Here is a 26,348-nt window from a genome sequence, read left to right on the forward strand (position 1 = left end):
GAACGCGTCGTCGTCTCCCAACTCGTCCGCTCCCCCGGCGTCTACTACACCATCGAAACCGACCAGGCCACCGGCAAACGCCTCTGCAACGCCAAACTCATCCCCGCCCGCGGCGCCTGGCTCGAATTCGAAACCTCCAACCGCGACGTCCTCTACGTCAAAGTCGACCGCAAACGCAAAGTCCCCGTCACCACCTTCATCCGCGCCATCGACCTCCCCGGCCTCGTCCCCGGAGACCGCAACAACCCCGCCTTCGAAAAATACTGGCGCGCCCACGACACCGGCGACGAACGCGCCCGCGAAGCCGCCCTGCGCGACCTCGAAACCCAGCTCGGCACCGACGAGCGCCTCATCGCCATGTTCGAAGCCGTCGACACCAGCGACATCCGCCAATACATCCTCACCACCATCAGCAAAGAAACCCGCGAGCCCGGCATCCCCAACAAACACGAAGCCCTGCTCGACTTCTACCGCAAAATCCGCCCCGGCGACCCACCCACCGCCGAAAACGCCCGCAACCTCCTCAAAACCCTCTTCTTCGACTCCCGCCGATACGACCTAGGGCGCGTCGGCCGCCACAAACTCAACAAACGCCTCGAACTCGAAGAACCAACCGACCAGCGCTGGCTCCGCCCCTACGACCTCGTCGCCATCGTCCGCGAACAAATCAACATCAACAACGGCCGCGGCCACCACGACGACATCGACCACCTCGGCAACCGCCGCGTCCGCGCCGTCGGCGAACTCATCCAACAACAATTCCGCGTCGGCCTCCTCCGCATGGAGCGCGTCGTCCGCGAACGGATGACCATCACCGACCCCGAAGAAGCCACCCCCAGCGCCCTCATCAACATCCGCCCCGTCGTCGCCGCCATGAAAGAATTCTTCGGCGGCAGCCAACTCTCCCAATTCATGGACCAGACCAACCCCCTCTCCGAACTCAACCACAAACGCCGCCTCTCCGCCCTCGGCCCCGGCGGCCTCTCCCGCGACCGCGCCGGCTTCGACGTCCGCGACGTCCACCACAGCCACTACGGGCGCATCTGCCCCATCGAAACCCCCGAAGGCCCCAACATCGGCCTCATCGGCTCCCTCGCCACCTACGCACGCCTCAACAAATTCGGCTTCATCGAAACCCCCTACCGCCGCGTCTACCGCGAAATGCTCTCCGACGACCCCAACCTCATCGGCCGCATCCTCCGCGAAGACGCCCTCCACCCCGACGGCACCCCCATCGCCACCGCCGGCACCCACATCGACACCACCCTCGCCCAAAAACTCGCCGCCGCCGGGCGCATGGTCGCCATCCAGCCCTGGGTCTCCAACGAAATCGTCTACCTCACCGCCGACGAAGAAGACCGCTTCAAAGTCGGCCAAGCCAACACCCGCATCGACAGCCAAGGCCACTTCATCGACGAACGCGTCGAAGTCCGCCAATTCGAAAAATTCATGACCGTCCCCCCCGTCGAAGTCGACTACATCGACGTCTCACCCAAACAAATGGTCTCCGTCGCCTCCGCCCTCATCCCCTTCCTCGAACACGACGACGCCAACCGCGCACTCATGGGCGCCAACATGCAGCGCCAAGCCGTCCCCCTCGTCCGCCCCGAAGTCCCCCTCGTCGGCACCGGCATGGAACGCCGCGCAGCCGTCGACTCCGGCCACGTCACCCTCGCCGAAGGCGACGGCGAAGTCCTCGAAGCCACCGGCACCCACATCAAAATCCGCTACGACGAGCCCCACCTCAACACCGACCCCGGCCACAACAGCCGCACCTACCGCCTCACCAAATTCACCCGCTCCAACCAAGGCACCTGCCTCAACCAACGCCCCATCGTCTTCCGCGGCCAACGCATCACCAAAGGCCAGCCCATCATCGACAGCTCCAGCACCCAAGGCGGCGACCTCGCCCTCGGGCAGAACATCCTCTGCGCCTTCATGAGCTGGGAAGGCTACAACTTCGAAGACGCCATCATCCTCTCCGAAAACCTCGTCCGCGAAGACAAATTCACCTCCATCCACATCGAAAAACACGAAATCGAAGCCCGCCAAACCAAACTCGGCGACGAAGAAATCACCCGCGACATCCCCAACGTCGGCGAAGAAGCCCTCAGCCAGCTCGACGAAGACGGCATCATCCGCATCGGCGCCGAAGTCCGCGAAGGCGACATCCTCGTCGGCAAAGTCACCCCCAAAGGCGAAACCGAACTCACCGCCGAAGAAAAACTCCTCCGCGCCATCTTCGGCGAAAAAGCCCGCGAAACCAAAGACACCTCCCTCCGCGTCCCCCACGGCGAACGCGGCAAAGTCATCGACGTCAAAGTCTTCGACCGCAACAACCACGACAGCCTCCCCGCCGGCGTCAACAAACTCGTCCGCGTCTCCATCGCCCAGCGGCGCAAAATCTCCGAAGGCGACAAAATGGCCGGCCGCCACGGCAACAAAGGCGTCATCAGCCGCATCCTCCCACGCGAAGACATGCCCTACCTCGAAGACGGAACCCCCGTCGACATCATCCTCAACCCCATCGGCGTCCCCAGCCGCATGAACATCGGCCAAGTCCTCGAAACCCACCTCGGCTGGGCCGCCAACACCCTCGGCTTCCGCGCCATCAGCCCCGTCTTCGACGGCGCCCGCGACTACGAAATCGACGACGCCCTCGCCCTCGCCTGGATGGCCCACGAAGCCGGCGCCTACTACTACATCGACCCGCGCGACCGCGGCTTCGACCCCGAGCGCCTCGAAACCTGGATCGCCCAACAAGGCTACGACCCCGAAACCATCTACACCAACCCCCAAGACGGCGCCCCCGCCCGCGCCTGCCTCGAAATCTGGCTCAACCGCCACCGAACCGAAACCGGCCAACCCCCCATCCCCAAAGGCCAACTCACCCGCCAACAGCTCGACGAACTCGCCAACCACGTCTACCGCCAAACCAACATCCCCCCACCCCTCTTCGGCAAAATGCGCCTCTACGACGGCCGCACCGGCGAACCCTTCGACCAGCCCGTCACCGTCGGCTACATCTACATGCTCAAACTCATCCACCTCGTCGAAGACAAAATCCACGCCCGCAGCACCGGCCCCTACAGCCTCATCACCCAACAACCCCTCGGCGGCAAAGCCCAATTCGGCGGCCAGCGCTTCGGCGAAATCGAAGTCTGGGCCCTCGAAGCCTACGGCGCCGCCCACATCCTCCAAGAACTCCTCACCGTCAAATCCGACGACGTCGTCGGCCGCGTCAAAACCTACGAAGCCATCGTCAAAGGCGAAGAAGTCATCGAACCAGGCGTCCCCGAATCCTTCAAAGTCCTCGTCAAAGAGCTCCAGAGCCTCGGCCTCGCCGTCGAAGTCTCCAACGACCAAGGCAGCTCCGTCTCCTTCGTCGACGACACCAGCAACGACCTGCCCGAGCTCGGCCTCAACCTCACCGGATTCGAACGCGAGGAGGATTTCTTCAATGCTCGAAGTTAACGACTTCAACCAGATCCGAATCGCACTCGCCAGCCCCGTCAGCCACATCTGGTTCGTCAAAGGCACACCCTCCAAACTCGGGCTCCTCCTCGACATCTCCCCCCGCAACCTCGAGCGCGTCCTCTACTTCGCCCAATACATGATCACCGAAGTCGACGAGGCCGCCAAAAACACCGAAATCCAGCGCCTCCAACGCGAACTCGACGACCTCCTCGCCGAACGCCTCGCCGAAATCCGCCCCCGGCGCGAACAACTCGAAGCCCAACTCCAAGAAGCCCACCGCCAACTCCAAGCCCGAGTCGCCGAAAAACAAGCCCAAATCCAAGCCGAACGCCAAATCTCCCGCGACGCCCTCGAAGCCGCCATCCTGCGCGCCATCGAAACCGTCACCGCCGCCCGCGGCACCACCCTCGAAAGCCCCATCCAAATCCTCGGCGACACCATCCTCGAAGCCGGCGCCAAAATCACCACCGCCCAAATCGGCAAAGTCGAACGCGAAGGCCGCAAACGCCTCGAAGCCTTCGACAAAGAAACCGAAAAACTCAAAGAACAAGAAGCCCTCCTCGCCGACACCGCCCTCGAAGACACCAAAGCCACCCTCTACGACGAACTCAGCCCCCTCCAGCAACGCGAACAACAAATCCGGCAAGAAGTCGAAGAACAATTCCGCGAACGCCTGCGCGACCTCGAATCCCTCCGCGACCCCGTTCGCGACGACGAAATCGTCCTCCTCACCGAAAGCCGCTACCGCGAACTCTCCGACATGTTCGGCCACATCTTCAAAGCCGCCATGGGCGCCGAAGCCGTCCTCCACGTCCTCCAGCGGCTCGACCTCGACGCCCTCCGCGCCAAACTCAAACAAGAAATCCTCGCCGCCTCCGGCATGCGCCGCAAAAAAGCCACCAAACGGCTCAACGTCGTCGAAGCCCTCCGCAACTCCGGCAACAAACCCGAGTGGATGATCTTCCAAGTCCTCCCCGTCCTCCCGCCCGACCTCCGCCCCATGGTCCAGCTCGACGGCGGGCGCTTCGCCACCAGCGACCTCAACGACCTCTACCGCCGCGTCATCAACCGCAACAACCGCCTCAAGCGCCTCCTCGACCTCGGCGCACCCGAAATCATCATCCGCAACGAAAAACGCATGCTCCAAGAGGCCGTCGACTCCCTCATCGACAACGGCCGCCGCGGCCGCGCCGTCTCAGGCTCCGGCAACCACAAACTCAAAAGCCTCTCCGACATGCTCAAAGGCAAACAAGGCCGCTTCCGCCAGAACCTCCTCGGCAAACGCGTCGACTACTCCGGCCGCTCCGTCATCGTCGTCGGCCCCGAACTCAAACTTCACCAGTGCGGCCTCCCCAAACGCATGGCCCTCGAACTCTTCAAACCCTTCGTCATGCACTCCCTCGTCGCCAAAGGCCTCGCCCACAACATCAAAAGCGCCAAACGGATCGTCGAACGCGCCCGCCCCGAAGTCTGGGACGTCCTCGACGAAGTCATCCGCAACCGCCCCGTCCTCCTCAACCGCGCCCCCACCCTCCACCGGCTCGGCATCCAAGCCTTCCAACCCGTCCTCATCGAAGGCTCCGCCATCCAACTCCACCCCCTCGTCTGCGCAGCCTTCAACGCCGACTTCGACGGCGACCAAATGGCCGTCCACGTCCCCCTCAGCCGCGAAGCCGTCGCCGAAGCCACCCAAGTCATGATGTCCACCAAAAACCTCCTCTCCCCCGCCAGCGGAGACCCCATCGTCGCACCCTCCCTCGACATGGTCCTCGGCTGCTACTACATGACCGACATCGACCCAAACGGCCGCGGCGCCTACCGCGAAGAAAACGGACGCCCAATCCAAGGCCTCTACGGCTCCTTCGACGAAGCCCGCCTCGCCTACGACCTCGGCCTCATCGACATGCGCGCCCCCATCCGCGTCCGCACCGACCGCACCATCATGGGCGAAAACGGCACCATCACCCAACCACCCACCCGCCCCGACGGCACCCCCGGAACCCACATCATCCAAACCACCGTCGGCCGCATCATCTTCAACGAAATCCTCCCCCCAGAACTCCCCTTCCAAAACCTCAACATGGACCGCCCCAACCTCCGCAAAGTCGTCGCCATGTGCTACCGCACCCTCGGCGGCGAACGCACCGGAGAAATCGTCGACCGCATCAAAGCCGTCGGCTTCCACCACGCCACCCGCAGCGGCATCACCATCGCCGTCCACGAAATCCAAGTCCCCAAAAACAAAACCGAACTCCTCGCCGAAGCCGACCGCAAAGTCGATGCCCTCATGGAACAATACCAAATGGGCCTCATCACCGAAGAAGAACGGTACGAAGGCACCGTCGCCATCTGGGCCGAAACCACCAGCCAAATCGAAAAAACCATCAAAGACCACATGCACGAGTACGGCTCCCTCCACTACATGGCCTCCTCCGGCACCAAAGGCAACATCACCCAGATCCGCCAAATGGCCGGCATGCGCGGCCTCATGGCCGACCCCAACGGCAAAGTCATCGAACTCCCCATCCGCGGCTCCTTCCGCGAAGGCCTCTCCGTCCTCGAATACTTCATCTCCACCCACGGCGCCCGCAAAGGCCTCGCCGACACCGCCCTTCGCACCGCCGACTCCGGCTACCTCACCCGCCGCCTCATCGACGTCGCCCAAGACGTCATCATCCTCGAAGAAGACTGCGGCACCACCGCCGGCCTCTGGATCGAACAAGACGAACGCGACAGCCTCGAACCCCTCCGCGCACGCATCATCGGCCGCTACGCCGCCATCGACATCGTCGACGAAACCACCGGCGAAATCCTCTGCCAGCGCAACCAAGAAATCGACGAAACCGTCGCCGAAGAAATCGAGCGCCGCAGCATCCGCCGCGTCTTCGTCCGCACCCCCATGTCCTGCGAAGCCGAACGCGGCCTCTGCCAACTCTGCTACGGCCGCGACCTCGCCCGCGGCGAACTCGTCCGGCTCCGCACCGCCACCGGCATCATCGCCGCCCAATCCATCGGCGAGCCCGGCACCCAGCTCACCATGCGCACCTTCCACACCGGCGGCGTCGCCTCCCAGACCGACATCACCAGCGGCCTCCCCCGCGTCGAAGAACTCTTCGAAGCCCGCGCACCCAAAGGCGAAGCCATCATCAGCGAAACCGACGGCATCGTCGAAATCCACATCGAAAACGACCGCCGCATCGTCCGCGTCACCAACGTCGACACCCTCGTCGAAGACTACGACATCCCACCCAAAGCCGAACTCCTCGTCAAAGACGGCGACCGCATCATCGCCGGCGCACCCATCGCCCAGCCCCCCACACCCAAAGAATCCCAACTCCCCACCCAGCCCATCCTCGCACGCATCGGCGGCACCGTCCGCATCGTCAACAAAAACAAAATCCAAGTCATCTACGAAGACCGCGAAGAACGCGAATACCCCATCCCCGCAGCAGCCCGCCTCCTCGTCGAAGACGGCCAAATGGTCTACGCCGGCGACCAACTCACCGAAGGCGCCAAAAACCCCCAACACATCCTCCACATCCAAGGCCGCGACGCCGTCCGCAAATACATGGTCGAAGAAGTCCAAAAGGTCTACAAATCCCAAGGCGTCAACATCAACGACAAACACATCGAAGTCATCACCCGACAAATGCTCCGCCGCGTCAAAGTCGACCACCCCGGCGACACCGGCCTCCTCCCCGGCGACCTCGTCGACCGCCGCAAATTCGACGAAATCAACAACCAAATCATCGCCGAAGGCGGCGAACCCGCCACCGCCACCCCAGTCCTCCTCGGCGTCACCAAAGCCTCCCTCAACACCGACAGCTGGCTCGCCGCCGCCTCCTTCCAAGAAACCACCCGCGTCCTCACCAACGCCGCCATCGAAGGCGCCGTCGACCGCCTCCAAGGCCTCAAAGAAAACGTCATCATCGGCAAACTCATCCCAGCCCGCGCCGAAATCACCGTCCCCAAACTCCAAACCTACGGCGATCTCGACGTCCCCGAATCCCTCCTCCTCGACGAAGAAGACGAACTCGAACGCCACCTCGCCGAACGCGAAGCCGGCGCCGCACGCCGCCGCACCGCCGTCGGCCTCCTCGACGACGACCTCGACGACGACGACCTCCTCATCGGCAACGACGACCAAGACGACGAAGACGACGAAGCCTAGCCGCCACCCAACAACCAGCCCCAACCAGCCAACGGGCGGGTCCACCCGGACCCGCCCGTTCAGCATCCCCCGACCAACCCCCACCGCCCCGCGCCTGCCCCGGCTCCAGAACTACACCAAAGAACTACACCAGACTACACCAACTCCAGCAGCTCCCCATCCACCCTCCTCGCCCCCCGGCGCAACTCCGCCAATTGCCCCACCTTCATCACACAATCCGCCACCCCCCGCTCACCCCGAAGCGCATCGAAATTCTGCATCCCGCAGACATTGCACGCCCCATGATGGCAATCCCCAACCGTCCGATTCGAAACCACAGCCTGCCACTGACCCCGCAGATACGCCTTCGTCACCCCACAATCCACATGGTCCCAAGGCAGCGGCTCCCGCGTATCCCACTCCCGATGCGCAAACCACCCCGGATCCACCCCCACCGCAGCGAACGCCTCCTGCCACACCTCGAACCGGAAAAACTCACTCCACGCATCGAACCTCGCACCCCGGCGCCAAGCCTCCAACACCGCCTCCGCAACCCGCCGGTCCCCCCGCGAAAGCACCGCCTCCACAAAACTATCCCGCGGATCGTTCCAACTGAACTCCACCCCCGCCGCCCGGCAGCCATCCTTCAACAAAAAGTGCTTCGGCTCCAACTCCTCCGCCGTATCCTGCCGCGCCCACTGGAACGGCGTATGCGGCTTCGGCACCAAATTGCTCGTACTCACCCGCACCCGCGCCCGGCCACCGACATACCTCCTCCCGATCGCCCTCACCTGCCTCCCCAGCTCCACAATCCCCTCGATATCCTCCATCGTCTCCGTCGGCAGCCCCACCATGAAATACATCTTGATCCCCGTCCAACCCCGCTGGAACGCATTCTCCACCGCCCCCAACAGATCCGCATCGCTCACCAACTTATTGATCGCATTCCGCAACCGTTGCGAACCCGCCTCCGGCGCCAGCGTCAACGTGTGCTTCTTCCCCTTCGCAATCACATTCGCCACATCCACCGAAAACGAATCCACCCGCGTACTCGGCAGACTGATCCGCAAATTCGGGAACCGCTCCGTCAGCGCCTCCACCATCGGCACAATCTCACTGTGGTCCGTCGTACTCAGCGACAACAGCGAAAGCTCATCGTAGCCCGTATTCGCCATCAACTCCGCAGCCGCCTGCACCACCTCCGCCGGCGAACGCTCCCGCGTCGGCCGGTAAATCATCCCAGCCTGACAAAAACGACACCCCTGCGTACACCCCCGCTGAATCTCCACCGCCGCCCTGTCGTGCACCGTCTGCAAAAACGGCACGATCGGCCTCACCAGCGGCCGCGGCAGCCGCTCCACAATCCGCCGCCGAATCACCATCGGCGCCTCCGGCAACAACGGCTCCAGCCCCGCAAAATGCCCCGCATCGTCGTATCGCGGCGCATAGAACGCCGGCACATACACCCCGGGCATCCCCAACAAATCCCGCAGACGGCCCTCGCGCGGCGTCCCCTCACGCTTCCAAACACGCACCAACTCCGCAAGCTCCACCACCGCCTCCTCACCCTCCCCCAGCACGAACGCATCGAAAAACAACGCCATCGGCTCCGGATTGAACGCCCCACTCCCCCCCGCGATCACGATCGGGTCCCCATCCGACCGATCCCGCGCCAACACCGGAATCCCCGCCAAATCCAGCATGTTCAAAACATTCGTGTACGTCATCTCGTACTGCAGCGTGAACCCCACCACATCGAACTCCCGCAACGGACGCCGCGACTCCAAACTCCAGAGCGGAACCCCCGCCCGCCGCATCTCCCCCTCCATATCCACCCAAGGCGCGAACACCCGCTCACACGCCACATCCTCCATCCCATTCAAAATGTCATACAGAATCCCCAGCCCCATATTCGACATCCCAACGTCGTACGCATCCGGATAGGCCAGCGCAAACCGCACATCCACCGCCGACCAATCCTTCACCACACTGTTCCACTCCCCACCCGTATACCGCGACGGCTTCGAAACCCGCCGGAGCAAACCATCGATAGACACAACTGGCATCTCGCCACCTCCATCCAGAGGGTGAGCAGCACCGCAGGCAAACAACCATACTACCAGCCAACAACCACCACCCCAACCCCCTGACCGATACCTCACCCCACGCCATACTCAACCCCATGCCAACCGACGCCGTCATCGTCGCCGCCGGCTCCTCCAGCCGCTTCGGCCCCGCCGACAAACTCACCGCCAACCTCCTCGGCCGCCCCGTCATCGCCTGGACACTCGCCGCCTTCCAAGCCACCAGCGGCCTCGGCAACCTCATCATCGTCGCAGCGCCCGGCCGCGAAGCCGAATACCACCAGATCGCCGCCCGCACATGCCCCCACGCCAACTGGCGCATCGTCACCGGAGGCCCCCGCCGGCGCGACAGCGTCGAAGCCGGACTCCGCGCCACCACCACCACCTACGTCGCCATCCACGACGGCGCCCGGCCCCTCGTCACCCCCACCCTCATCCAACGCGTCATCGCCGCAGCCCAAGGACGCCCCGGAGCCATCGCCGCCGTACCCGTCACCGACACCATCAAAGAAGTCCACCACGGCATCATCACCGCCCACCCCGACCGCGCCCACCTCTGGGCCGCCCAAACCCCCCAAGTCGTCCTCCGCCAAGCCTGGCTCCAAGCCGCCGCCACCTCCGACAACGACGAAACCGACGACGCCGCCATGCTCAGCCGCCTCGGCCTCCAATGCACCGTCGTCGAAAGCAGCCACGACAACCTCAAAATCACCCGCCCCATCGACCTCGAGCTCGCCGCTCGAATCCTCACCACACGGGAGCCCGCCCCATGATCCGCGTCGGCATCGGCGAAGACATCCACCCCACCGACGACAGCCGCACCCTCATCCTCGGCGGCGTCATCATCGAAGAAGGCCCCGGCCTCCGCGGTCACAGCGACGCCGACGTCCTCCTCCACGCCATCACCGACGCCATCCTCGGAGCCGCCGCCCTCGGCGACATCGGCCACCACTTCCCCCCCAACGACCCACGCCACGCCCACGCCGATAGCGCCGACTTCCTACGCACCGCCCTCCGCCTCGCCCGCCAAACCGGCTGGACACTCGGCAACATCGACGCCACCATCCGCGCCGAACGCCCACGCCTCGCCCCCTACATCCCCCACATCCGAGAACGCATCGCCGCCATCGCCGGCGTCGACATCTCCACCATCAGCATCAAAGCCAAAACCAGCGAAGGCCTCGACGCCGTCGGCCGTGGCGAAGCCATCGCCGCCATCGCCGTCGTCCTCCTCCACCAATGAGCACCACCCCACCATCGTGCCCGTAGCCCCAGACACAGCTAGGCTTGAACCGTGGGCAAACGGCTCCTCGACATCGGCCTCGTCCTGCTCACCGCACCCCTCTGGGTACCCATCACCCTCATCGCCGCCCTCCTCCTCGCCATCGACCTCCGCGGCAACCCCCTCTTCCTCCAAACCCGAATCGGCAAAGACGGCAAACCATTCACCATCTACAAACTCCGCACCATGCACCACCCCCCACCCGGCCAAAACCACCACTACCACATCCACGACTTCAAAACCTTCATCTTCAACCCACCCGACCAACCCAACCCCCGCATCACCCGCCTCGGCGCCCTCATGCGCCGCACCTCCATCGACGAACTCCCCAACCTCCTCAACGTCCTCCAAGGAACCATGAGCCTCGTCGGACCCCGGCCCGAAATCCCCGAAATCGTCGCCCAATACCCCCCGCACTACCACCGCCGCCACCAAGTCCCCCCCGGCATCACCGGACTCGCCCAGCTCAACGGCCGATCGGATTTGACCTATGACGAAACGATTACCTACGATCTCACCTACGTGGATAACCACACCCTCCGCGGCGACATCGCAATCCTCCTGAAAACCATACTCGCAGTCCTCCAACGGAGCGGCGCCCGATGAGCCGCCGCAACCACCCACTCGCCAGCCTCCACCGCCTCGCCCCCGGCGACCCCCTCGCCACAGCCCTCGCCATCGCCCTCGACATCGGCGTCGTCGCCGCCGCAGTCACCTGCGCCATGCTCCTCCGCTTCGACGCCGACGTCCCCCGCCGCAACGCCGAATTCGTCATCCGCATCTTCCCCCTCATCGCAGCCGCCTACGTCCTCGGCAACCTCATCTTCGGCGTCTACCGCACCGTCTGGGCCTACGGCAGCATCGGCGACATCATCGGCCTCTTCCGGCCCGTCGCCCTCGTCACCCTCCTCCTCTTCAGCATCAACCTCTGGCTCGAAGAACGCCTGCTCCCCCTCTCCGTCATCCTCATCACCGGCGCCCTCGCCTTCCCCGGCATGGCCGTCGTCAAAATGCGAACCCGGCTCCTCGTCCGCCTCCCATGGGCCAACACCGGCGAACGCCGGCTCCTCATCGTCGGCGCCGGCCACACCGGGCAACTCCTCGCCCGCGAACTCCAGGCCAACCCCAACCTCCCCTACCAGCCCGTCGGATACATCGACGACGACCCCCGCCTCCTCCATCACCGCATCCACGGCCTCAAAGTCCACGGCACCATCGAAGAACTCGACCACATCCTCGAACGCATGGATGCCGAAATCGTCGCCATCGCCCTCGACCGGCCAGCCGGACACCTCGTCCGCAACATCGTCGCCACCTGCCAGCGCCGAAACATCCCCGTCCGCATGGTCCCCGGCGTCGACAACTGGGTCCTCGGCCACCCCCACGACACCCTCCGCGAAATCACCCTCGACGACCTCCTCGGCCGCGAACCCGTCCAAGTCGACTTCGCCGCCTGTAGCCAATCCGTCCGCGACAAAGTCGTCCTCGTCACCGGCGCCGCCGGCTCCATCGGCTCCGAACTCTGCCGCCAAGTCCTCACCTTCCGCCCACGCCAACTCCACCTCCTCGACAACAACGAAACCGGCCTCCACGACCTCTCCCTCGAACTCACCGGCGTCTCCCCCGAAACCACCATCCGCCTCTGGGTCGCCAACATCGCCGACGAACCCCGCGTCCGCGAAATCTACGCCCAAACCCGGCCCGACCTCGTCTACCACGCCGCCGCCCTCAAACACGTCCCCCTCATGGAAGAACACCCCGCCGAAGCCTTCCGCGTCAACGTCCTCGGCACCCTCAACTGCGCCAGCGCCGCCCGCGAATTCGGCGTCGGCACCTTCGTCCTCATCTCCACCGACAAAGCCGTCCGCCCCAGCAGCATCATGGGAGCCACCAAACGCATCGCCGAACTCCTCATCATCGCCCTCGCCCGCCAATCCACCCGCACCCGCTTCGCCGCCGTCCGCTTCGGCAACGTCATGGGCTCGCGCGGCTCCGTCGTCCCCACCTTCCTCAAACAAATCGAACGTGGCGGCCCCGTCACCGTCATGCACCCCGAAATGCAGCGCTACTTCATCTCCATCCCCGAAGCCGTCTCCCTCGTCATCCAGGCCGGCACCTTCGGCGGCCATGGCGACATCTACATGCTAGACATGGGCGAAGAGATCAACATCCTCGAGCTCGCCGAACGCATGATCCGCCTCCGCGGACTCCGCCCCGGCCACGACATCCAAGTCGTCTTCACCGGCCCGCGCCCCGGCGAAAAACTCCGCGAAGAACTCGTCGCCGATTTCGAACACCTCCAGCCCACCACCCACCCCAAAGTCATGCGCCTCACCGCCACCGTCGACATCACCGAGCCCGAAATCCTCCGCCTCATCGACGAAATCCGCCAAATCATGTGGCACGACCCCGAAGAAGTCCGCCGCCGCATCCACCTCGTCGCCCGCCGCTACACCCACCACCGAACCAACGCCCAAGCCGACGCCCCCGAAAGCGAGGCCCTCCCCTCGTGAGCCAACCCCGCATCCACCCCACCGCCGAAGTCTCACCCACCGCCACCATCGGCCCCGGCGCCAGCATCTGGCACCAGGCCCAAATCCGCGAACACGCCACCATCGGCCCCCGCACCATCATCGGCAAAGGCGCCTACATCGGCGCCCACGTCCACATCGGCGCCAACTGCAAAATCCAAAACTACGCCTGCATCTACGAAGGCAACACCCTCCAAGACGGCGTCTTCATCGGCCCCGCAGTCATCCTCACCAACGACCGCTACCCCCGCGCCATCAACCCCGACGGCACCCTCAAAACCGCCACCGACTGGGAACTCACCGGCACCCTCGTCCAGTACGGCGCCGCCATCGGAGCCCGGTCCGTCATCCTCCCCGGCCTCACCATCGGCCGCTGGGCCCTCGTCGCAGCCGGCTCCGTCGTCACCCACACCATCCCCGACCACGCCCTCGTCGCCGGCAACCCCGCCCGCCAGCTCGGCTGGGTCTGCACCTGCGCCCGCCCACTCCCCGCCGACCTCACCTGCCCCCACTGCCAGCAACCTTACCGCCTCATCGGCGATGCACCCCCCATCCTCCAACCAGTCCCCACCCCGGAGGCCAAATGACCGCCGTCCCTCGCCCCTTCATCCCCATCGCCCGCCCCCACATCGGCGAAGCCGAAAAACGCGCCGTCATCGAAGTCCTCGAAACCGGCCAACTCGCCGCCGGCCCCCGCGTCGAAGCCTTCGAACGCGCCTTCGCCGACTACATCGGCACCCGTCACGCCATCGCCGTCAACAGCGGCACCGCAGCCCTCATCGTCGCCCTCCAAGCCCACGGCATCGGCCCCGGCGACGAAGTCATCACCACCCCCTTCAGCTTCATCGCCACCGCCACCAGCATCATCGCCTGCGGAGCCACCCCCATCTTCGTCGACATCGACCCCTTCGACCTCAACCTCGACCCCGAAAAAGTCGAAGACGCCATCACCGAACGCACCAGAGCCATCCTCCCCGTCCACCTCTACGGACACCCCGCACGCATCGCCCAACTCGCCGAACTCGCCGAAGACTTCGACCTCGCCCTCATCGAAGACGCCGCCCAAGCCCACGGCGCCCAACACGCCGGCCGCCCCGTCGGCACCTTCGGCACAGGCTGCTTCAGCTTCTACCCCACCAAAAACATGACCACCGGCGAAGGCGGCATCATCACCACCAACGACGACGACATCGCCCACCGCGCCCGCCTCATCCGCAACCACGGCCAACAAACCCGCTACCACCACGACCACTTCGGCCTCAACTGGCGCATGCAAGACCTCAACGCCGCCATCGGCCTCGCCCAACTCCAACAGCTCGAAACCTGGACCAACGCCCGCATCGCCAACGCCACCCGCCTCAACAGCCTCATCCACAACTACGAAACCCCCCGCGTCCGCGACGGCGACCGCCACGTCTTCCACCAATACACCATCCGCGTCCCACACCACCGCGATCGCCTCCAGCGACAACTCCAAGAAGCCGGAATCGGCACCGCCATCCACTACCCCATCCCCATCCACCAGCAGCCAATCATCCGCCAACTCGGCCTCGGCCAAGGCACCTACCCCATCGCCGAAGCCGCCGCCGCCCAAGTCCTCTCCCTCCCCGTCCACCCCGCCCTAGCCCCCGAAGACATCGACTACATCGCAGCCACCCTCGATAGCCTCCACCCCTGAACCCATGCCCAGCCAACCAACCCACACCACCCTCGAATCCCCCGAAAACCCCCTCCGCGCAGCCGTCATCGGACTCGGCTCCATGGGCGCCAACCACGCCCGCGTCCTCGCCGACCTCCCCGGCGTCCAACTCGTCGGCGTCGCCGACCCCGACCCCGAACGCGTCCGCCGCGCCATCGCCGGCCGCACCATCCCCGGCTTCGCCAACCACCGAACACTCCTCGCCGAAACCCAGCCCCACCTCGTCAGCGTCGTCGTCCCCACCGGCCTCCACGAACCAATCGCCCTCGACTGCCTCCAAGCCGGCGCCCACGTCCTCGTCGAAAAGCCCATCGCCGCCAACCTCCAAGCCGCCCAGCGCATCGCCCAAGCCGCCGACCACACCGGCCTCCTCCTCACCATCGGCCACATCGAACGCTTCAACCCCGCCATCCGCGAGCTCAAACACCGCCTCGCCCAAGGACAGGGCGGCCGCGTCCTCCAAATCCGCGCCCGCCGCGTCGGCCCCTTCCCCCACCGCATCCGCGACGTCGGCGTCATCCACGACCTCGGCCCCCACGACATCGACATCATGCGCTACCTCCTCGACGACGAAGTCGAACGCGTCTACGCCGAATCACGCTCCCACATCGCCACCGGCAACGAAGACCTCTTCGCCGGCATGCTCCGCTTCCGCAACGGCACCATGGGCCTCCTCGACATCAACTGGCTCACCCCCACCAAAGAACGCACCCTCACCGTCCTCTGCGAACGCGGCATGTTCACCGTCGACTACGCCGCCCAAACCCTCTGCTTCTACGAAAACCACGCCGCCGCCGCCAAAGAAGGCTCCTACGCCTCCGTCACCGAAGGCCCCATGACCCGCTACCCCATCCCCAACCGCGAACCCCTGCGCGTCGAACTCGAAGCCTTCCGCGACGCCATCCTCGCCGGCGGCCCACCCCCAGTCCCCCCCGCCGACGGCATCGCCGCCCTCGCCATCGCCGAAGCCCTCGTCCGCTCCGGCCAAACCGGCCTCCCCATCCACCTCGACCAGGTCGCCTCCCTCCCATGAACGTCGCCGTCATCGGAATCGGCCGCATCGGCCTCCCCCTCGCCCTCACCATCGCCACCCGCGGCCACCACGTCACCGGCTGCGACATCGACACCCACCTCGTCCAACGCATCACCCGCGCCGAAAACCCCCTCCCCGACGAACCCGGCCTCGACGAACTCCTCGCCCGTACCATCGCCCAAGGCACCTTCCGCGCCACCACCGACACCCAAGCCGGCGTCGCCAGCGCCGACGTCGTCCTCTTCGCCGTCCGCGTCGACGTCGACGCCGAAGGCCGCGCCGACCTCACACACCTCCTCGCCGCAGCCGAAACCGTCGCCCACGCACTCAAGCCCGGCGCCCTCTGCATCTTCGACACCACCCTCCCCGTCGGCACCACCCGACGCATCCTCGCACCCCGCCTCCAAGCAGGAGGCCGCCGCCTCGGACACGACCTCCACGTCGCCTTCTCCCCCGAACGCCTCTACATGGGCCGCGTCCTCAGCGACCTCACCCGCTACCCCAAAATCGTCGGCGGCGTCGACCCCGAAGGCGGCCGCCTCGCCGCCCAGTTCTACCGCCAAACCTTCGGTGGCGAAGTCATCCAGCTCTCCAGCGCCGAAGCCGCCGAACTCTCAAAGCTCGCCGAAGGCGCCTACCGCGACCTCAACATCGCCCTCGCCAACGAACTCGCCATGGTCGCCGACGTCCACGGCCTCGACATCGCCGAAATCATCCGCGCCGCCAACTCCCAGCCCTACTCCCACATCCACATCCCCGGCACCGGAGTCGGCGGCCACTGCATCCCCGTCTACCCACGCTTCCTCATGCAAGGCGAAGGCCCCTCCGCCCTCTCAGCCCTCGGCCGCGCCATCAACGATTCCATGCCCGCCTACGTCGTCCGCCGGCTCGCCGCCCTCCTCGGCGGCCTCCAGAACAAGCGCGTCCTCATCCTCGGCCTCACCTTCCGCCCCGACATCGCCGTCACCTACCACACCAACGCCGTCGACCTCCTCCGCGAACTCCAAGCCCTCGGCGCCCACGTCCAAGGCCACGACCCCCTCCTCTCCCCCGAAGGCATCGCCTCGCTCGGCTTCCAAATCGCCCCCGAACCACTCGCCGGCTACCACGCCGCCATCGTCCACAGCTACCATCGCAGCTACACCCACCTCGACTGGGCACGCCTCGCACCCATCGTCGTCGACGCCCGCAACGCCCTCGATCGCACCACCATCGAAGCCGCCGGCGTCCGCTACCTCGGAGTCGGCCGACCACCCACCCCCCAACCCCACCCCAACCCCTAGCCCGCCTCCAGCCGCGCCGCAGCCACCTCCACCCCCGCACGCACATCCGCCCGGAAGCCCTGCTCCCGCAGCAGCCGCCCCAGCGCATTCAACAACAACAGAACATTACCCGCCGTCGAGCTCTCCCCCATCAACCCCACCCGCCACACCCGGCCCCGCAGCTCGCCCAGCCCCCCACCGATCTCGATCCCGAACCGATGCAGCAGCCCGCCCCGCACCGCCGCATCGTCCACCCCCTCCGGAATACACACCGTCGTCAGAACCGGCAATCGGTATCCCGCCCGCGCATAGAGCCTCAACCCCATCGCCTCCAACCCCGCCTGCAGCGCCCGCCCATTCCGCTCGTGCCGCGCCCAACGCGCCTCCAAACCCTCCTCCAGCACCAGCGCCAACGCCTCGTGCAACGCATAGATCATCGCAATCGGCGCCGTATGGTGATACACACGCCGCTCGTCCCAATACGCCTCCAAAAGCTGCAAATCCAGATACCACGAATTACACGGAACCTCCCGCCGACGCACCGCATCCCACGCCCGCTCCGAAAACGTAATCGGCGCCACCCCCGGCGGAGCGCTCAAACACTTCTGCGTCCCCGAATACACCGCATCCGCCCCCCACCCATCCACCCGCACCGGCATCCCCCCCAGCGACGTCACACAGTCCACCAGCAACAGCGCCCCCGACTCCCGCGCGATCCGCGCGAACGGCTCCACCGGCGTCTCCGCCCCCGTCGAAGTCTCCGCATGCACCATCGCCAACAGCTTCACATTCCCCGCCGCCCGCACCGCAGCCTCCACCACCGCCACATCCGCCGGCTCGCCCCAAGGCGACTGCACACGCGTCACCTCCCCACCCGCCCGCTCCGCCATCTGCGCGATCCGCTCCCCAAAATACCCACAAATCCCAACCACCACCCGATCCCCCGGCTCCACCAGATTCATCACCGCCGCCTCCATCCCGCTCGTCCCCGTCCCCGGCGTCGCCAGCGTCACCTCGTTCCCCGTCAGCATCACCTCCCGCAACATCGCCCGACAGCCATCCATCGCCCGCAAAAAATCCGGGTCCAAATGGCCCAAAAGCGGCCGCGTCATCGCCTGCAAAACCCGCGGATGAGCCCCACTCGGCCCAGGCCCCATCAAAATGCGCATCGGAGGATCGAACGTCGCGTCTTTCGGCATAGCCAAAATCCTACCCCCAACCACATCATCGCGCTCCCACCCCGCCCACAGCCCATTTTTCGACGCGCGTGTACAATTCCCCTACCACCACACACGAGGTAGCCCCCCATGGACTTCCGAGACACCCCGGAAGAAGCCGCGTTCCGCGCCGAAGTCCGCAAATTCATCCAAGAAGAAGGCCACAAAGCCCGCCAGCGCGACGAAGACAGCGAACGCGCCTTCTTCGGCGGCAGCAAAGAATGGACCAAAGCCCTCGCCTCCCGCGGCTGGGTCGCCCCCGCCTGGCCCAAGGAATACGGCGGCGCCGGCCTCTCCGTCATGCAGCAGTTCATCTTCAACTGGGAGCTCGCCGAAGCCCGCCTCCCCCGTCCCGGCGGCATCGCCGTCGGCTTCGCCGGCCCCACCCTCATCGTCCACGGCACCGACGAACAAAAAAAGAAATACCTCCCCGGCATCCTCTCCGGCGAAGACATCTGGTGCCAAGGCTACTCCGAACCCGGCGCCGGCTCCGACCTCGCCGCACTCCAAACCCGCGCCGTCCGCGACGGAGACGACTACATCATCAACGGCCAAAAAATCTGGACCTCCGGCGGCCACATCGCCAAATACATGATCCTCCTCGCGCGGACCGACCCCGACGCACCCAAACACCGCGGCATCACCTACTTCATCGTCGATATGAAGAGCCCCGGCATCACCGTCCGGCCGCTCGTCAACCTCGCCTACACCCACGAATTCAACGAAGTCTTCTTCGAAGACGTCCGCGTCCCCCGCGCCAACATCATCGGCGAAGAAAACCGCGGCTGGTACCTCGCCCAGACAACCCTCTCCTTCGAACGCTCCAACATCGGCGGATCCGTCGGCGCCCGCCAAGCCGTCGAAGACCTCATCGAATTCGCCCGCAAAAACACCACCAACGGACAGAGCACCCTCGCCCACAACCCCGCCATCCGCCACGAACTCGTCGAACGCTACGTCGAGGCCGGCGTCGCCCAAATGATGAGCTTCAAAATCGTCTCCATCCAGGCCAAAGAAGGCGTCGCCCCCGGCCACGAAGCCGCCGTCGCCAAGCTCTACGGCACCGAACTCAACCAGCGCATCTACCGCACCGGCATGAAAGTCCTCGGCCTCTACGGCCAGCTCGATGCACGCACCGACGGCCCCAAGCCCCCCATGCGCGGCCGCATCAAATACATGTACCTCCGCTCCGTCGCCAACACCATCGAAGGCGGCACCAGCGAAATCCAGCGCAACATCATCGCCACCCGCGGCCTCGGCCTACCCCGCGGCTGAAACCAACCCAGCCGAACATCCGCGGCCGTCCCCGCCAAGGGGGCGGCCGCCTTTTATCCCCACGGCCCTCACCTCCCGCCCGCAGCCCAACGCCACCGCGCCATCAGCCACCCTCGCCCGACGACCCATCCCCCCCGGACGAATCCCGCTCCCCGCCCTTCCGACCGTTCGCCAGCATCATCGCCAACAACCAGGCGAACGCAGCAGCCAGCGCCAGCAGCACAGCCAGACCGAAAATCAGCAGCAAGCCGCGGTCCACCCCACCCCCGCCATCGCCTCCCCCGGCACCCTGCGCCGCCCCCGCGCGCGTCGGCACCACCGTCGGCCCAGCCTGCTGCGCCGGACGCGTCGGCACCACCGTCGGCGTCGCCCGCGAACCCAGGCCGTACGCCGCCCGGAACGCATCCTCGAACGCCCGCAAACTCAGCCCGTACACCTCCTCGATCGCCACGTCGTACCGCTTCCCCGACTTGATCGCCCGCATCAGCTCAGCGTACCGCCCCGGCCCCTCCCGCTCGATCAGGAACTTCACCATGAAATACGCCTGCCCGTAAAACACCCCAACCAGCTGCGGATTGCTCGTCGGCACCACCATCTGGCTGAACGGAATCAACCGATCCGCCCGCACCGCCGCCCGAAACGCCACCTCGTAATCCCCCGGCGAAGACTGAGCGTACACCGCCGCCCCCTCGTCCAGCCACGCCGGCAACTTCGCCAACGTCCCCTCCCCAGCCACCTCGTTCAAAATATGCCCCAGCTCATGGCGCAGCGTGTCCGTCCGGTCATTCGTCCCACACGGCGTCGGAATCATCAACAAAATGTCGTTCGTCACCTTCGTCCCGCAGGTCGTCACCGCCGCATCGAACCTCCCCCCCGCCCCCGGCCGCGCCGGGTCCATCTCCGCCTCCGTCGCGAACAGAATCACCTTCACCGGCAGCGTCGCCAGCTCGATCCCGTAAAGCTCCCGGCCAATACGCCGATACGTCTCCGTCCCAGCATCCAGATACGCACGCGCGAGCGTCTCCCGGTCGCCATGGAAGAACACCACCATGAAATCGTTCCCCACCGACTTCCACTCCCGATTCGGCGGAAGATAGAGAAAATACTCCTCCGCGCTCCGCGCCACCTGCCCGTCCGCAGTCTTCACCTCCCAGAAATACGTGAACTCCGAGCCAACCGGGATATAACTCTGCCCCGTGTTCACCAACAGCTCCACCTCCGCCGTCAACGTCCGCGCCGGCGACAGATCCCTCGGCTTGTCGAGCGCCAACGTCCCCCGACCCTTGATCGCGTAGTGCAGCGTCGCGTCCACAATCTCCACATCCGCCCGAGCCGTCACCCGAAACGTCAGCGCCCGCGGGTACCCATTCTCCACCGACGTCGATTCGATGACTACCGCACCCACAGCCCGCCCCGGCGCCCCCAGCCCCCCCGCCATCGACCACAGCAGCACCGCCAGACCAAGCACCACACCCCTCATTTCTCCTCCTGCCCCACCTGCGAACGAAGATACGCCTCGATGAACGCGTCGATTTCGCCATCCAGCACGGCCGACGTATCCGACGTCTCGTAATCGGTCCGCAGATCCTTCACCAACTTATACGGATGCAGCACATAGTTCCGGATCTGGCTCCCGAACGCCACATCCACGTGCTCCCCCTTCAGGCGCGCCCGCTCCTCCTCCTGACGATTCAGCTCCAACTCCAATAGGCGCGCCTCGAGCACCTTCATCGCGCTCTCCCGATTCTGCGCCTGCGAGCGCTCGTTCTGGCACGTCACCACAATCCCCGTCGGAATATGCGTAATCCGCACCGCCGTCGAGTTCTTCTGCACATTCTGGCCGCCCGCCCCGCTCGACCGGAACACATCGATCCGCAAATCGTCCGGATCGATCTCCACCTCACCCACCTCGTCCACCTCCGGCAACACCTCCACCTTCGCGAAGCTCGTCTGCCGCGTCGCCGCCGAATTGAACGGCGAAAGCCGCACCAACCGGTGAACCCCCTTCTCCCCCTTCAAATAGCCGTACGCATACGGCCCACGAATCTCCACCGTCGCACTCTTGATACCCGCCTCCTCGCCCTCCGTCACGTCCAGAATCTCCGTCTCGAACCCCCGCCGCTCCGCCCAACGAAGGTACATCCGCAGCAACATCTCCGCCCAGTCCTGCGAATCCGTCCCGCCCGCCCCAGCGTGCACCGCCAAAATCGCATTCCGCACATCGTAAGGACCCGAAAGCTGCAGCTGGAACTCCAGCTTCCCGAGCTCCCGCTCCACCGCATCGAGCTCCCGCCCCGCTTCCTCGGCCGCCTCCCGATCACCCTCCTCCACCGCCAGCTCCAGCAGCTCCGCCGCCTCCCGAGCACGCCGCTCCAGCCCGCGCCACACCTCCACGCGGTCCCTGCGCGCCGCCAGCTCCGTCATCACCTTGCGGGCATTCCCCGCATCGTCCCAGAAGCCGGGCTCAAGCGTCTGCCGTTCCAGTTCCTCTATCCGCGCCTCATCCCTGGCCAGGTCAAAGTCGCACCAGCAGGTCAGAGATCCGGGCCAGAAGCTCGCGCGCACGCGCCTGCAGTTCGTTCATGCCCCCATCCTCTCACGCCATCCGCCGAGGATCGAGCACCGAGCGCCCAAAGAACCACGCCCACCAGCCCAAAAAAATGGCCCGAGCACCTACCGCTCGGACCATAACCAACCAACCATTGGAGCGGATGGCGGGAATCGAACCCGCGTCTCAACCTTGGGAAGGTCGCGTTCTGCCATTGAACCACACCCGCCCGCGACACCGTGTAGAGTACCACTTCCCAACAAAACGGACGAGAGGTGCATCCCCCATGCCCATCCCCAAAGAACTCGCCCTCACCCCCGAGCAGCTCGAAGAACTCATGCTCCACACCTGGAACATGCGCATCGCCACCATCGGCCCCGGGACGCGCATCAACCTCACCCCTCTCTGGTTCGGCTGGGCCGGCGGCAAAATCTACACCTACTGCCGCGGCCAAAAAGTCGAAAACCTCCGCCGCAACCCCACCTGCACCATCCTCGTCGACCGCAACGAACGCTTCCCAGAGCTCCAAGGCGCCATGTTCCAAGGAACCGCTCGCGTCCTCGAAACCGCCGCCGAAGAAGCCGCCGACCCCCACCTCGAAGAAATCCGCTGGCAGATGGGCCGAAAATACGCCGGCGGTCACGGCGAGCCCCCCGAACCCCGCCGCAACGAATCCACCGCCCGCGGCCGCAACTGGCGCTGGGTCGTCTTCACCCCAGAAAAACTCATCACCTGGGACAACCACAAACTCGCCAACCTCCGGAAGAACCGCCCATCCACCGCTTGACAGAGCCGTATACTAGTTATCTACCGGCAAGGAGGTCCCCATGTACGGTTTCGTCAGCAGCGTCCTCGCCGAAAAAGGCCGCCAGGTCTACACCATCCAACCAGCCGCCACCGTCGCCGAGGCAGTCCGCCAGATGAACGAACAAGGCATCGGCGCCCTCCTCGTCCTCGACGGCCACCGACCCGTCGGCATCTTCACCGAACGCGACGTCCTCCGGCGCGTCGTCGACGCCGGCCGCGACCCCGCCCTCACCCGCGTCGCCGAAGTCATGACCCGCAACCCCATCAGCATCGGCCCCGACTGGCACGTCGAAGAAGCCATGTCACTCATGACAAGCCGACGCTTTCGCCACCTCCCCGTCATCGAAAACGGCGAGCTCATCGGCATGATCTCCATCGGCGACCTCCTTCGCTGGGTCACCATCCACCAAGAAGACCACATCCGCCAAATGACCGACTACATCACTGGGCGGCTCAGCTAGCCCCGCCCCCGGCGCCGCGCCCCCTCAGCGCCCCCGAAAAACCGGCTCCCGCCGCTCCACAAAGCTGAGCGCACCCTCGCGATGGTCCTCCGTCGTGAACAGGTAGGCCAGCGCATTCCCGATGAACTCCCCCATCTCCTCCATCGAAGCCGTCCGCGAGCGGCGGAGCCCCTCCTTCATGAACCGCATCGCGATCGGCGGGTTCGCCGCGATCCTCCCAGCCAGCGCCAACGCCGTCGGCATCAAATCAGCAGGCGGCACCACCCTCGAAACCAACCCGATCTCCAGCGCCTCCGCAGCACCGATCACCTCGCCTGTAAAAAGCAGCTCGGCAGCCTTCGAAGGGCCCACCACCTGCGGCAGCCGCCAGAGCCCCCCAAGGTCCGCCACCAGCCCCCGCCTGATGAACAACTCACCGAACTTCGCCAACTCCGAAGCAACCCGAATGTCACAGAACAGCGCCAGGTCCATCCCCCAGCCAACCGCAGGCCCGTTCACCGCCGCAATCACCGGCTTGTCGCACTCCAGCACCGCCGCCGCTGCCGGCGTCGGTCGCGGCCTCACCTCCCGCAACCGACGCACCGTCTCCTCCCCCTGCTCGCCCAGCATAATCTCCTTCACATCGTCCCCCGAGCAGAACGCCCGGCCCGCCCCCGTCAGCACAACACACCAAACATCCGGATCGCGGTGCAACTCCCTGAACGCTCGCTCCAGCTCCGCATACATCTGCCGGTTCAGCGCATTCATCACCTCCGGCCGGTTCAGCGTCACCACCGCAACGCGCCCGTCCCGTTCGACCAAAATGTGTTCCATCCATGCCCTCCCGCCGGCCGAACCGGCTACTTGAACTCGTAGCCGCCCTTCACCCCCGCCGGCTCCGGGTCCATGATCACATTCACACACGCCGGCTTCCCACTTGCGAACGCCCGTTCGATCGCCGCCCGGATCTGCTCCGGGTGCTCCACGTACTCCCCATGGCCCCCCAACCCCTCCACCACCCGGTCATACCGCGCATTGTCCCCTAGCACCGTCGCCGGGGTCCTCCCCTCCCCGTACTGCGCCTTCTGCCCAACATAAATCTGGTGCCAGCACCGGTCGTTCCCCACCACCGACACCACCGGCATCTTGAAGCGAACGAACGTATCGAAATCGAACCCGTTCAGCCCGAACGTCCCATCACCGTTCACCATCAACACCTTCTTCTCCGGCGCAGCCACCGAAGCAGCCATACAAAAGCCCGTCCCCACGCCGAGCGTCCCGAACGGACCCGGGTCCATCCACTGGCCAGGGTTGTTGATCGGCAGCACGCTCGCCGCCAGCGCCACAATGTCACCCCCATCCCCGACCACGATCGTGTCATCGTCCACGAACTCCGCAATCTCCTTGCACAGCCGCAGCGGGTGGATCGGCACCGCGTCCGAATTCATGAAGAACGCACGCTGCTCGTCCGCCTGGTTCTCCAGGCCACGCAAATAGGTCATCCAATCCCGGTGGTCCGCCCTCCCAATCTCCGACGTCAGCTGCAACAGCGCCTGCCGAATATTCGCCTCGATACCGATCGTAAAATCCCGGTTCCGGCCAATATCCCGCGGGTCGATGTCCACCTGGATCACCTTCGCCGCCGGATTCCAAGCCGGCGGCCGCCCATACTTCAAACGAAAGTCGATCGGCGTCCCCAGAATCACAATCACATCAGCCTGCGCAAACGCCGGCTTCCGCGACAGCGAAAAGAAATTCGGATTGTCCTGCCGCATCGTCCCCCGCCCCATCGCATTCGTGTACACCGGCACATCCGCCGCCGCCGCAAACTCCGCCAGCTCCCGGTGCGCCCGGTGCCAAAACACCCCCGACCCCGCCATCACCATCGGCCTCTCCGCATCCCGGATCATCGCCGCCGCCCGCGCGATCAGCTCCGGGTCCCCCATAATCTCGCCCGTCACCCGGTAGTTCCGCGGCCACTCCAGCGCATCCTCGTCCACCCGCCCAAACAGCACATCCGAAGGCACCTGCAAAAACGTCGGCCCATACCGCCCCGTCATCGCCTCCCGAAACGCCATCGCCATGTAATACGGCAAACGCCGCGTCTCGTAGACCGTCTGCGCCCACTTCGTGATCGGCTTCATCACATCCAACAGCTCGATATCCTGCAGCGACCCCATATCGTATTGCCGCAGCGGCGAACGCCCCCCGATCACCACCATCGGGCTCGAAGCCTGGTACGCATTCGCCACCGCCGTCACCACGTCCGTCACCCCCGGGCCCGCCGTCACCACCGCTACCCCGGGCTTGAACGTGATCCGCGAATACCCATCCGCCGCATGCCCGGCCGACTGCTCGTGCCGCGTATCGATGATCCCGATCCCGTTGTTCAGACAGCCCTCGTAAATGTTCTGGATATGCCCCCCAGAGAGCGTGAAAATATGGCTCACGCCCTCCTGACGAATCATCCGGGCGATAATCTCGCCCCCATCGATCATCGTGCCCATGCCTCACTCCGCGCGTCGAATACCGTGCCCGCGAGT

Annotated in this window: 19 protein-coding genes and 1 tRNA gene; 13 read left to right on the plus strand and 7 right to left on the minus strand. The window is 65.4% G+C overall.

What is annotated here, in order from left to right; translation table 11 throughout:
• Together VAE53_RS08885 and rpoC are read left to right on the plus strand one after the other, a co-directional pair.
• On the plus strand, positions 1 to 3,474 hold a 3,474-nt coding region (locus VAE53_RS08885), incomplete at its 5' end, for a DNA-directed RNA polymerase subunit beta (RefSeq protein ID WP_369294044.1).
• Positions 3,461 to 7,648: a DNA-directed RNA polymerase subunit beta' gene (rpoC, locus tag VAE53_RS08890; RefSeq protein ID WP_322819021.1), complete on the plus strand. Its 4,188-nt coding sequence runs from the start codon at positions 3,461 to 3,463 to the stop codon at positions 7,646 to 7,648. The genes VAE53_RS08885 and rpoC, both read left to right, overlap by 14 nt.
• A gap of 134 nt (positions 7,649 to 7,782) precedes the next feature.
• Here the strand turns inward: rpoC and VAE53_RS08895 are convergent, their stop codons facing one another.
• Positions 7,783 to 9,693, minus strand: coding sequence for a TIGR03960 family B12-binding radical SAM protein (locus VAE53_RS08895; protein WP_322819022.1), 1,911 nt, complete (start codon positions 9,691 to 9,693; stop codon positions 7,783 to 7,785).
• A 116-nt stretch (positions 9,694 to 9,809) separates the two neighbouring features.
• On the opposite strand from VAE53_RS08895, the gene ispD reads away from it, so the two are divergent.
• From ispD to VAE53_RS08935, 8 genes are read left to right on the plus strand one after another with little or no spacing between them, the layout of a single operon-like run.
• Complete coding sequence (gene ispD / locus VAE53_RS08900) at positions 9,810 to 10,484, plus strand: 2-C-methyl-D-erythritol 4-phosphate cytidylyltransferase (protein ID WP_322819023.1); 675 nt, start codon at positions 9,810 to 9,812, stop codon at positions 10,482 to 10,484.
• Positions 10,481 to 10,954: a 2-C-methyl-D-erythritol 2,4-cyclodiphosphate synthase gene (ispF, locus tag VAE53_RS08905; RefSeq protein WP_322819024.1), complete on the plus strand. Its 474-nt coding sequence runs from the start codon at positions 10,481 to 10,483 to the stop codon at positions 10,952 to 10,954. The genes ispD and ispF overlap by 4 nt, the downstream gene beginning before the upstream one ends.
• Positions 10,955 to 11,005: 51 nt before the next feature.
• Positions 11,006 to 11,599 carry a sugar transferase gene (locus VAE53_RS08910; protein WP_322819025.1) on the plus strand — a complete coding sequence of 198 codons (594 nt, stop codon included), beginning with the start codon at positions 11,006 to 11,008 and terminating at the stop codon, positions 11,597 to 11,599.
• Complete coding sequence (locus VAE53_RS08915; protein WP_322819026.1) at positions 11,596 to 13,506, plus strand: nucleoside-diphosphate sugar epimerase/dehydratase; 1,911 nt, start codon at positions 11,596 to 11,598, stop codon at positions 13,504 to 13,506. The genes VAE53_RS08910 and VAE53_RS08915 overlap by 4 nt, the downstream gene beginning before the upstream one ends.
• Positions 13,503 to 14,111, plus strand: coding sequence for an acyltransferase (locus tag VAE53_RS08920; RefSeq protein WP_322819027.1), 609 nt, complete (start codon positions 13,503 to 13,505; stop codon positions 14,109 to 14,111). The genes VAE53_RS08915 and VAE53_RS08920 overlap by 4 nt, the downstream gene beginning before the upstream one ends.
• Positions 14,108 to 15,202, plus strand: a complete 1,095-nt coding sequence (locus tag VAE53_RS08925) for a DegT/DnrJ/EryC1/StrS family aminotransferase (RefSeq protein WP_322819028.1) — start codon at positions 14,108 to 14,110, stop codon at positions 15,200 to 15,202. The genes VAE53_RS08920 and VAE53_RS08925 overlap by 4 nt, the downstream gene beginning before the upstream one ends.
• A 4-nt stretch (positions 15,203 to 15,206) precedes the next feature.
• Positions 15,207 to 16,256 (plus strand): Gfo/Idh/MocA family oxidoreductase, encoded by a 1,050-nt coding sequence (locus tag VAE53_RS08930; protein WP_322819029.1) that lies wholly within the window; start codon positions 15,207 to 15,209, stop codon positions 16,254 to 16,256.
• On the plus strand, positions 16,253 to 17,539 hold the full coding sequence (locus VAE53_RS08935) for a nucleotide sugar dehydrogenase (protein ID WP_322819030.1): 1,287 nt from the start codon (positions 16,253 to 16,255) through the stop codon (positions 17,537 to 17,539). The genes VAE53_RS08930 and VAE53_RS08935 overlap by 4 nt, the downstream gene beginning before the upstream one ends.
• Here VAE53_RS08935 and VAE53_RS08940 read toward each other — a convergent pair.
• Positions 17,536 to 18,717 carry an alanine--glyoxylate aminotransferase family protein gene (locus tag VAE53_RS08940; RefSeq protein WP_322819031.1) on the minus strand — a complete coding sequence of 394 codons (1,182 nt, stop codon included), beginning with the start codon at positions 18,715 to 18,717 and terminating at the stop codon, positions 17,536 to 17,538. The genes VAE53_RS08935 and VAE53_RS08940 overlap by 4 nt on opposite strands.
• Positions 18,718 to 18,825: 108 nt before the next feature.
• Between VAE53_RS08940 and VAE53_RS08945 the strand changes: the two genes are divergently transcribed.
• Positions 18,826 to 20,010 (plus strand): acyl-CoA dehydrogenase family protein, encoded by a 1,185-nt coding sequence (locus tag VAE53_RS08945; protein WP_322819032.1) that lies wholly within the window; start codon positions 18,826 to 18,828, stop codon positions 20,008 to 20,010.
• Between the two features lie 103 nt (positions 20,011 to 20,113).
• Here the strand turns inward: VAE53_RS08945 and VAE53_RS08950 are convergent, their stop codons facing one another.
• The 3 genes from VAE53_RS08950 to VAE53_RS08960 form a co-directional block, all read right to left on the minus strand.
• Positions 20,114 to 21,490, minus strand: coding sequence for a peptidase MA family metallohydrolase (locus tag VAE53_RS08950; RefSeq protein ID WP_322819033.1), 1,377 nt, complete (start codon positions 21,488 to 21,490; stop codon positions 20,114 to 20,116).
• Positions 21,487 to 22,594, minus strand: a protein-coding gene (gene prfB / locus VAE53_RS08955; RefSeq protein ID WP_322819034.1) for a peptide chain release factor 2 whose coding sequence is annotated in 2 segments (ribosomal slippage) — positions 21,487 to 22,527 and positions 22,529 to 22,594 — 1,107 coding nt in all. Because the reading frame shifts where the segments join, the coding sequence is not laid out codon by codon here. The genes VAE53_RS08950 and prfB overlap by 4 nt, the downstream gene beginning before the upstream one ends.
• Positions 22,595 to 22,713: 119 nt before the next feature.
• A tRNA-Gly gene (locus tag VAE53_RS08960) sits at positions 22,714 to 22,787 on the minus strand.
• A gap of 57 nt (positions 22,788 to 22,844) precedes the next feature.
• Here VAE53_RS08960 and VAE53_RS08965 point away from each other — a divergent pair.
• Together VAE53_RS08965 and VAE53_RS08970 are read left to right on the plus strand one after the other, a co-directional pair.
• Positions 22,845 to 23,345 carry a pyridoxamine 5'-phosphate oxidase family protein gene (locus VAE53_RS08965; RefSeq protein ID WP_322819035.1) on the plus strand — a complete coding sequence of 167 codons (501 nt, stop codon included), beginning with the start codon at positions 22,845 to 22,847 and terminating at the stop codon, positions 23,343 to 23,345.
• Between the two features lie 40 nt (positions 23,346 to 23,385).
• The gene (locus tag VAE53_RS08970; protein ID WP_322819036.1) at positions 23,386 to 23,826 is read left to right on the plus strand and encodes a CBS domain-containing protein; all 441 of its coding nucleotides are present in this window, start codon (positions 23,386 to 23,388) and stop codon (positions 23,824 to 23,826) included.
• Between the two features lie 24 nt (positions 23,827 to 23,850).
• Here VAE53_RS08970 and VAE53_RS08975 read toward each other — a convergent pair whose 3' ends face one another.
• Together VAE53_RS08975 and VAE53_RS08980 are read right to left on the minus strand one after the other, a co-directional pair.
• Positions 23,851 to 24,639: an enoyl-CoA hydratase-related protein gene (locus tag VAE53_RS08975; protein ID WP_322819037.1), complete on the minus strand. Its 789-nt coding sequence runs from the start codon at positions 24,637 to 24,639 to the stop codon at positions 23,851 to 23,853.
• Between the two features lie 26 nt (positions 24,640 to 24,665).
• Positions 24,666 to 26,312, minus strand: coding sequence for a thiamine pyrophosphate-binding protein (locus VAE53_RS08980; RefSeq protein WP_322819038.1), 1,647 nt, complete (start codon positions 26,310 to 26,312; stop codon positions 24,666 to 24,668).
• Between the last annotated feature and the right edge of the window lie 36 nt (positions 26,313 to 26,348).

It is taken from the genome of Tepidiforma sp. (genome assembly GCF_034432735.1).
Classification (GTDB): Bacteria; Chloroflexota; Dehalococcoidia; order Tepidiformales; family Tepidiformaceae; genus Tepidiforma.

Bases quoted from the DNA above. Each gene is read 5' to 3' on its own strand.
- rpoC (WP_322819021.1), top strand. From the start codon at position 3,461: ATGCTCGAAGTTAACGACTTCAACCAGATCCGAATCGCACTCGCCAGC.
- VAE53_RS08895 (WP_322819022.1), bottom strand. From the start codon at position 9,693: ATGCCAGTTGTGTCTATCGATGGTTTGCTCCGGCGGGTTTCGAAGCCG.
- ispD (WP_322819023.1), top strand. From the start codon at position 9,810: ATGCCAACCGACGCCGTCATCGTCGCCGCCGGCTCCTCCAGCCGCTTC.
- ispF (WP_322819024.1), top strand. From the start codon at position 10,481: ATGATCCGCGTCGGCATCGGCGAAGACATCCACCCCACCGACGACAGC.
- VAE53_RS08915 (WP_322819026.1), top strand. From the start codon at position 11,596: ATGAGCCGCCGCAACCACCCACTCGCCAGCCTCCACCGCCTCGCCCCC.
- VAE53_RS08925 (WP_322819028.1), top strand. From the start codon at position 14,108: ATGACCGCCGTCCCTCGCCCCTTCATCCCCATCGCCCGCCCCCACATC.
- VAE53_RS08930 (WP_322819029.1), top strand. From the start codon at position 15,207: ATGCCCAGCCAACCAACCCACACCACCCTCGAATCCCCCGAAAACCCC.
- VAE53_RS08935 (WP_322819030.1), top strand. From the start codon at position 16,253: ATGAACGTCGCCGTCATCGGAATCGGCCGCATCGGCCTCCCCCTCGCC.
- VAE53_RS08940 (WP_322819031.1), bottom strand. From the start codon at position 18,717: ATGCCGAAAGACGCGACGTTCGATCCTCCGATGCGCATTTTGATGGGG.
- VAE53_RS08945 (WP_322819032.1), top strand. From the start codon at position 18,826: ATGGACTTCCGAGACACCCCGGAAGAAGCCGCGTTCCGCGCCGAAGTC.
- VAE53_RS08950 (WP_322819033.1), bottom strand. From the start codon at position 21,490: ATGAGGGGTGTGGTGCTTGGTCTGGCGGTGCTGCTGTGGTCGATGGCG.
- VAE53_RS08965 (WP_322819035.1), top strand. From the start codon at position 22,845: ATGCCCATCCCCAAAGAACTCGCCCTCACCCCCGAGCAGCTCGAAGAA.
- VAE53_RS08970 (WP_322819036.1), top strand. From the start codon at position 23,386: ATGTACGGTTTCGTCAGCAGCGTCCTCGCCGAAAAAGGCCGCCAGGTC.
- VAE53_RS08975 (WP_322819037.1), bottom strand. From the start codon at position 24,639: ATGGAACACATTTTGGTCGAACGGGACGGGCGCGTTGCGGTGGTGACG.
- VAE53_RS08980 (WP_322819038.1), bottom strand. From the start codon at position 26,312: ATGGGCACGATGATCGATGGGGGCGAGATTATCGCCCGGATGATTCGT.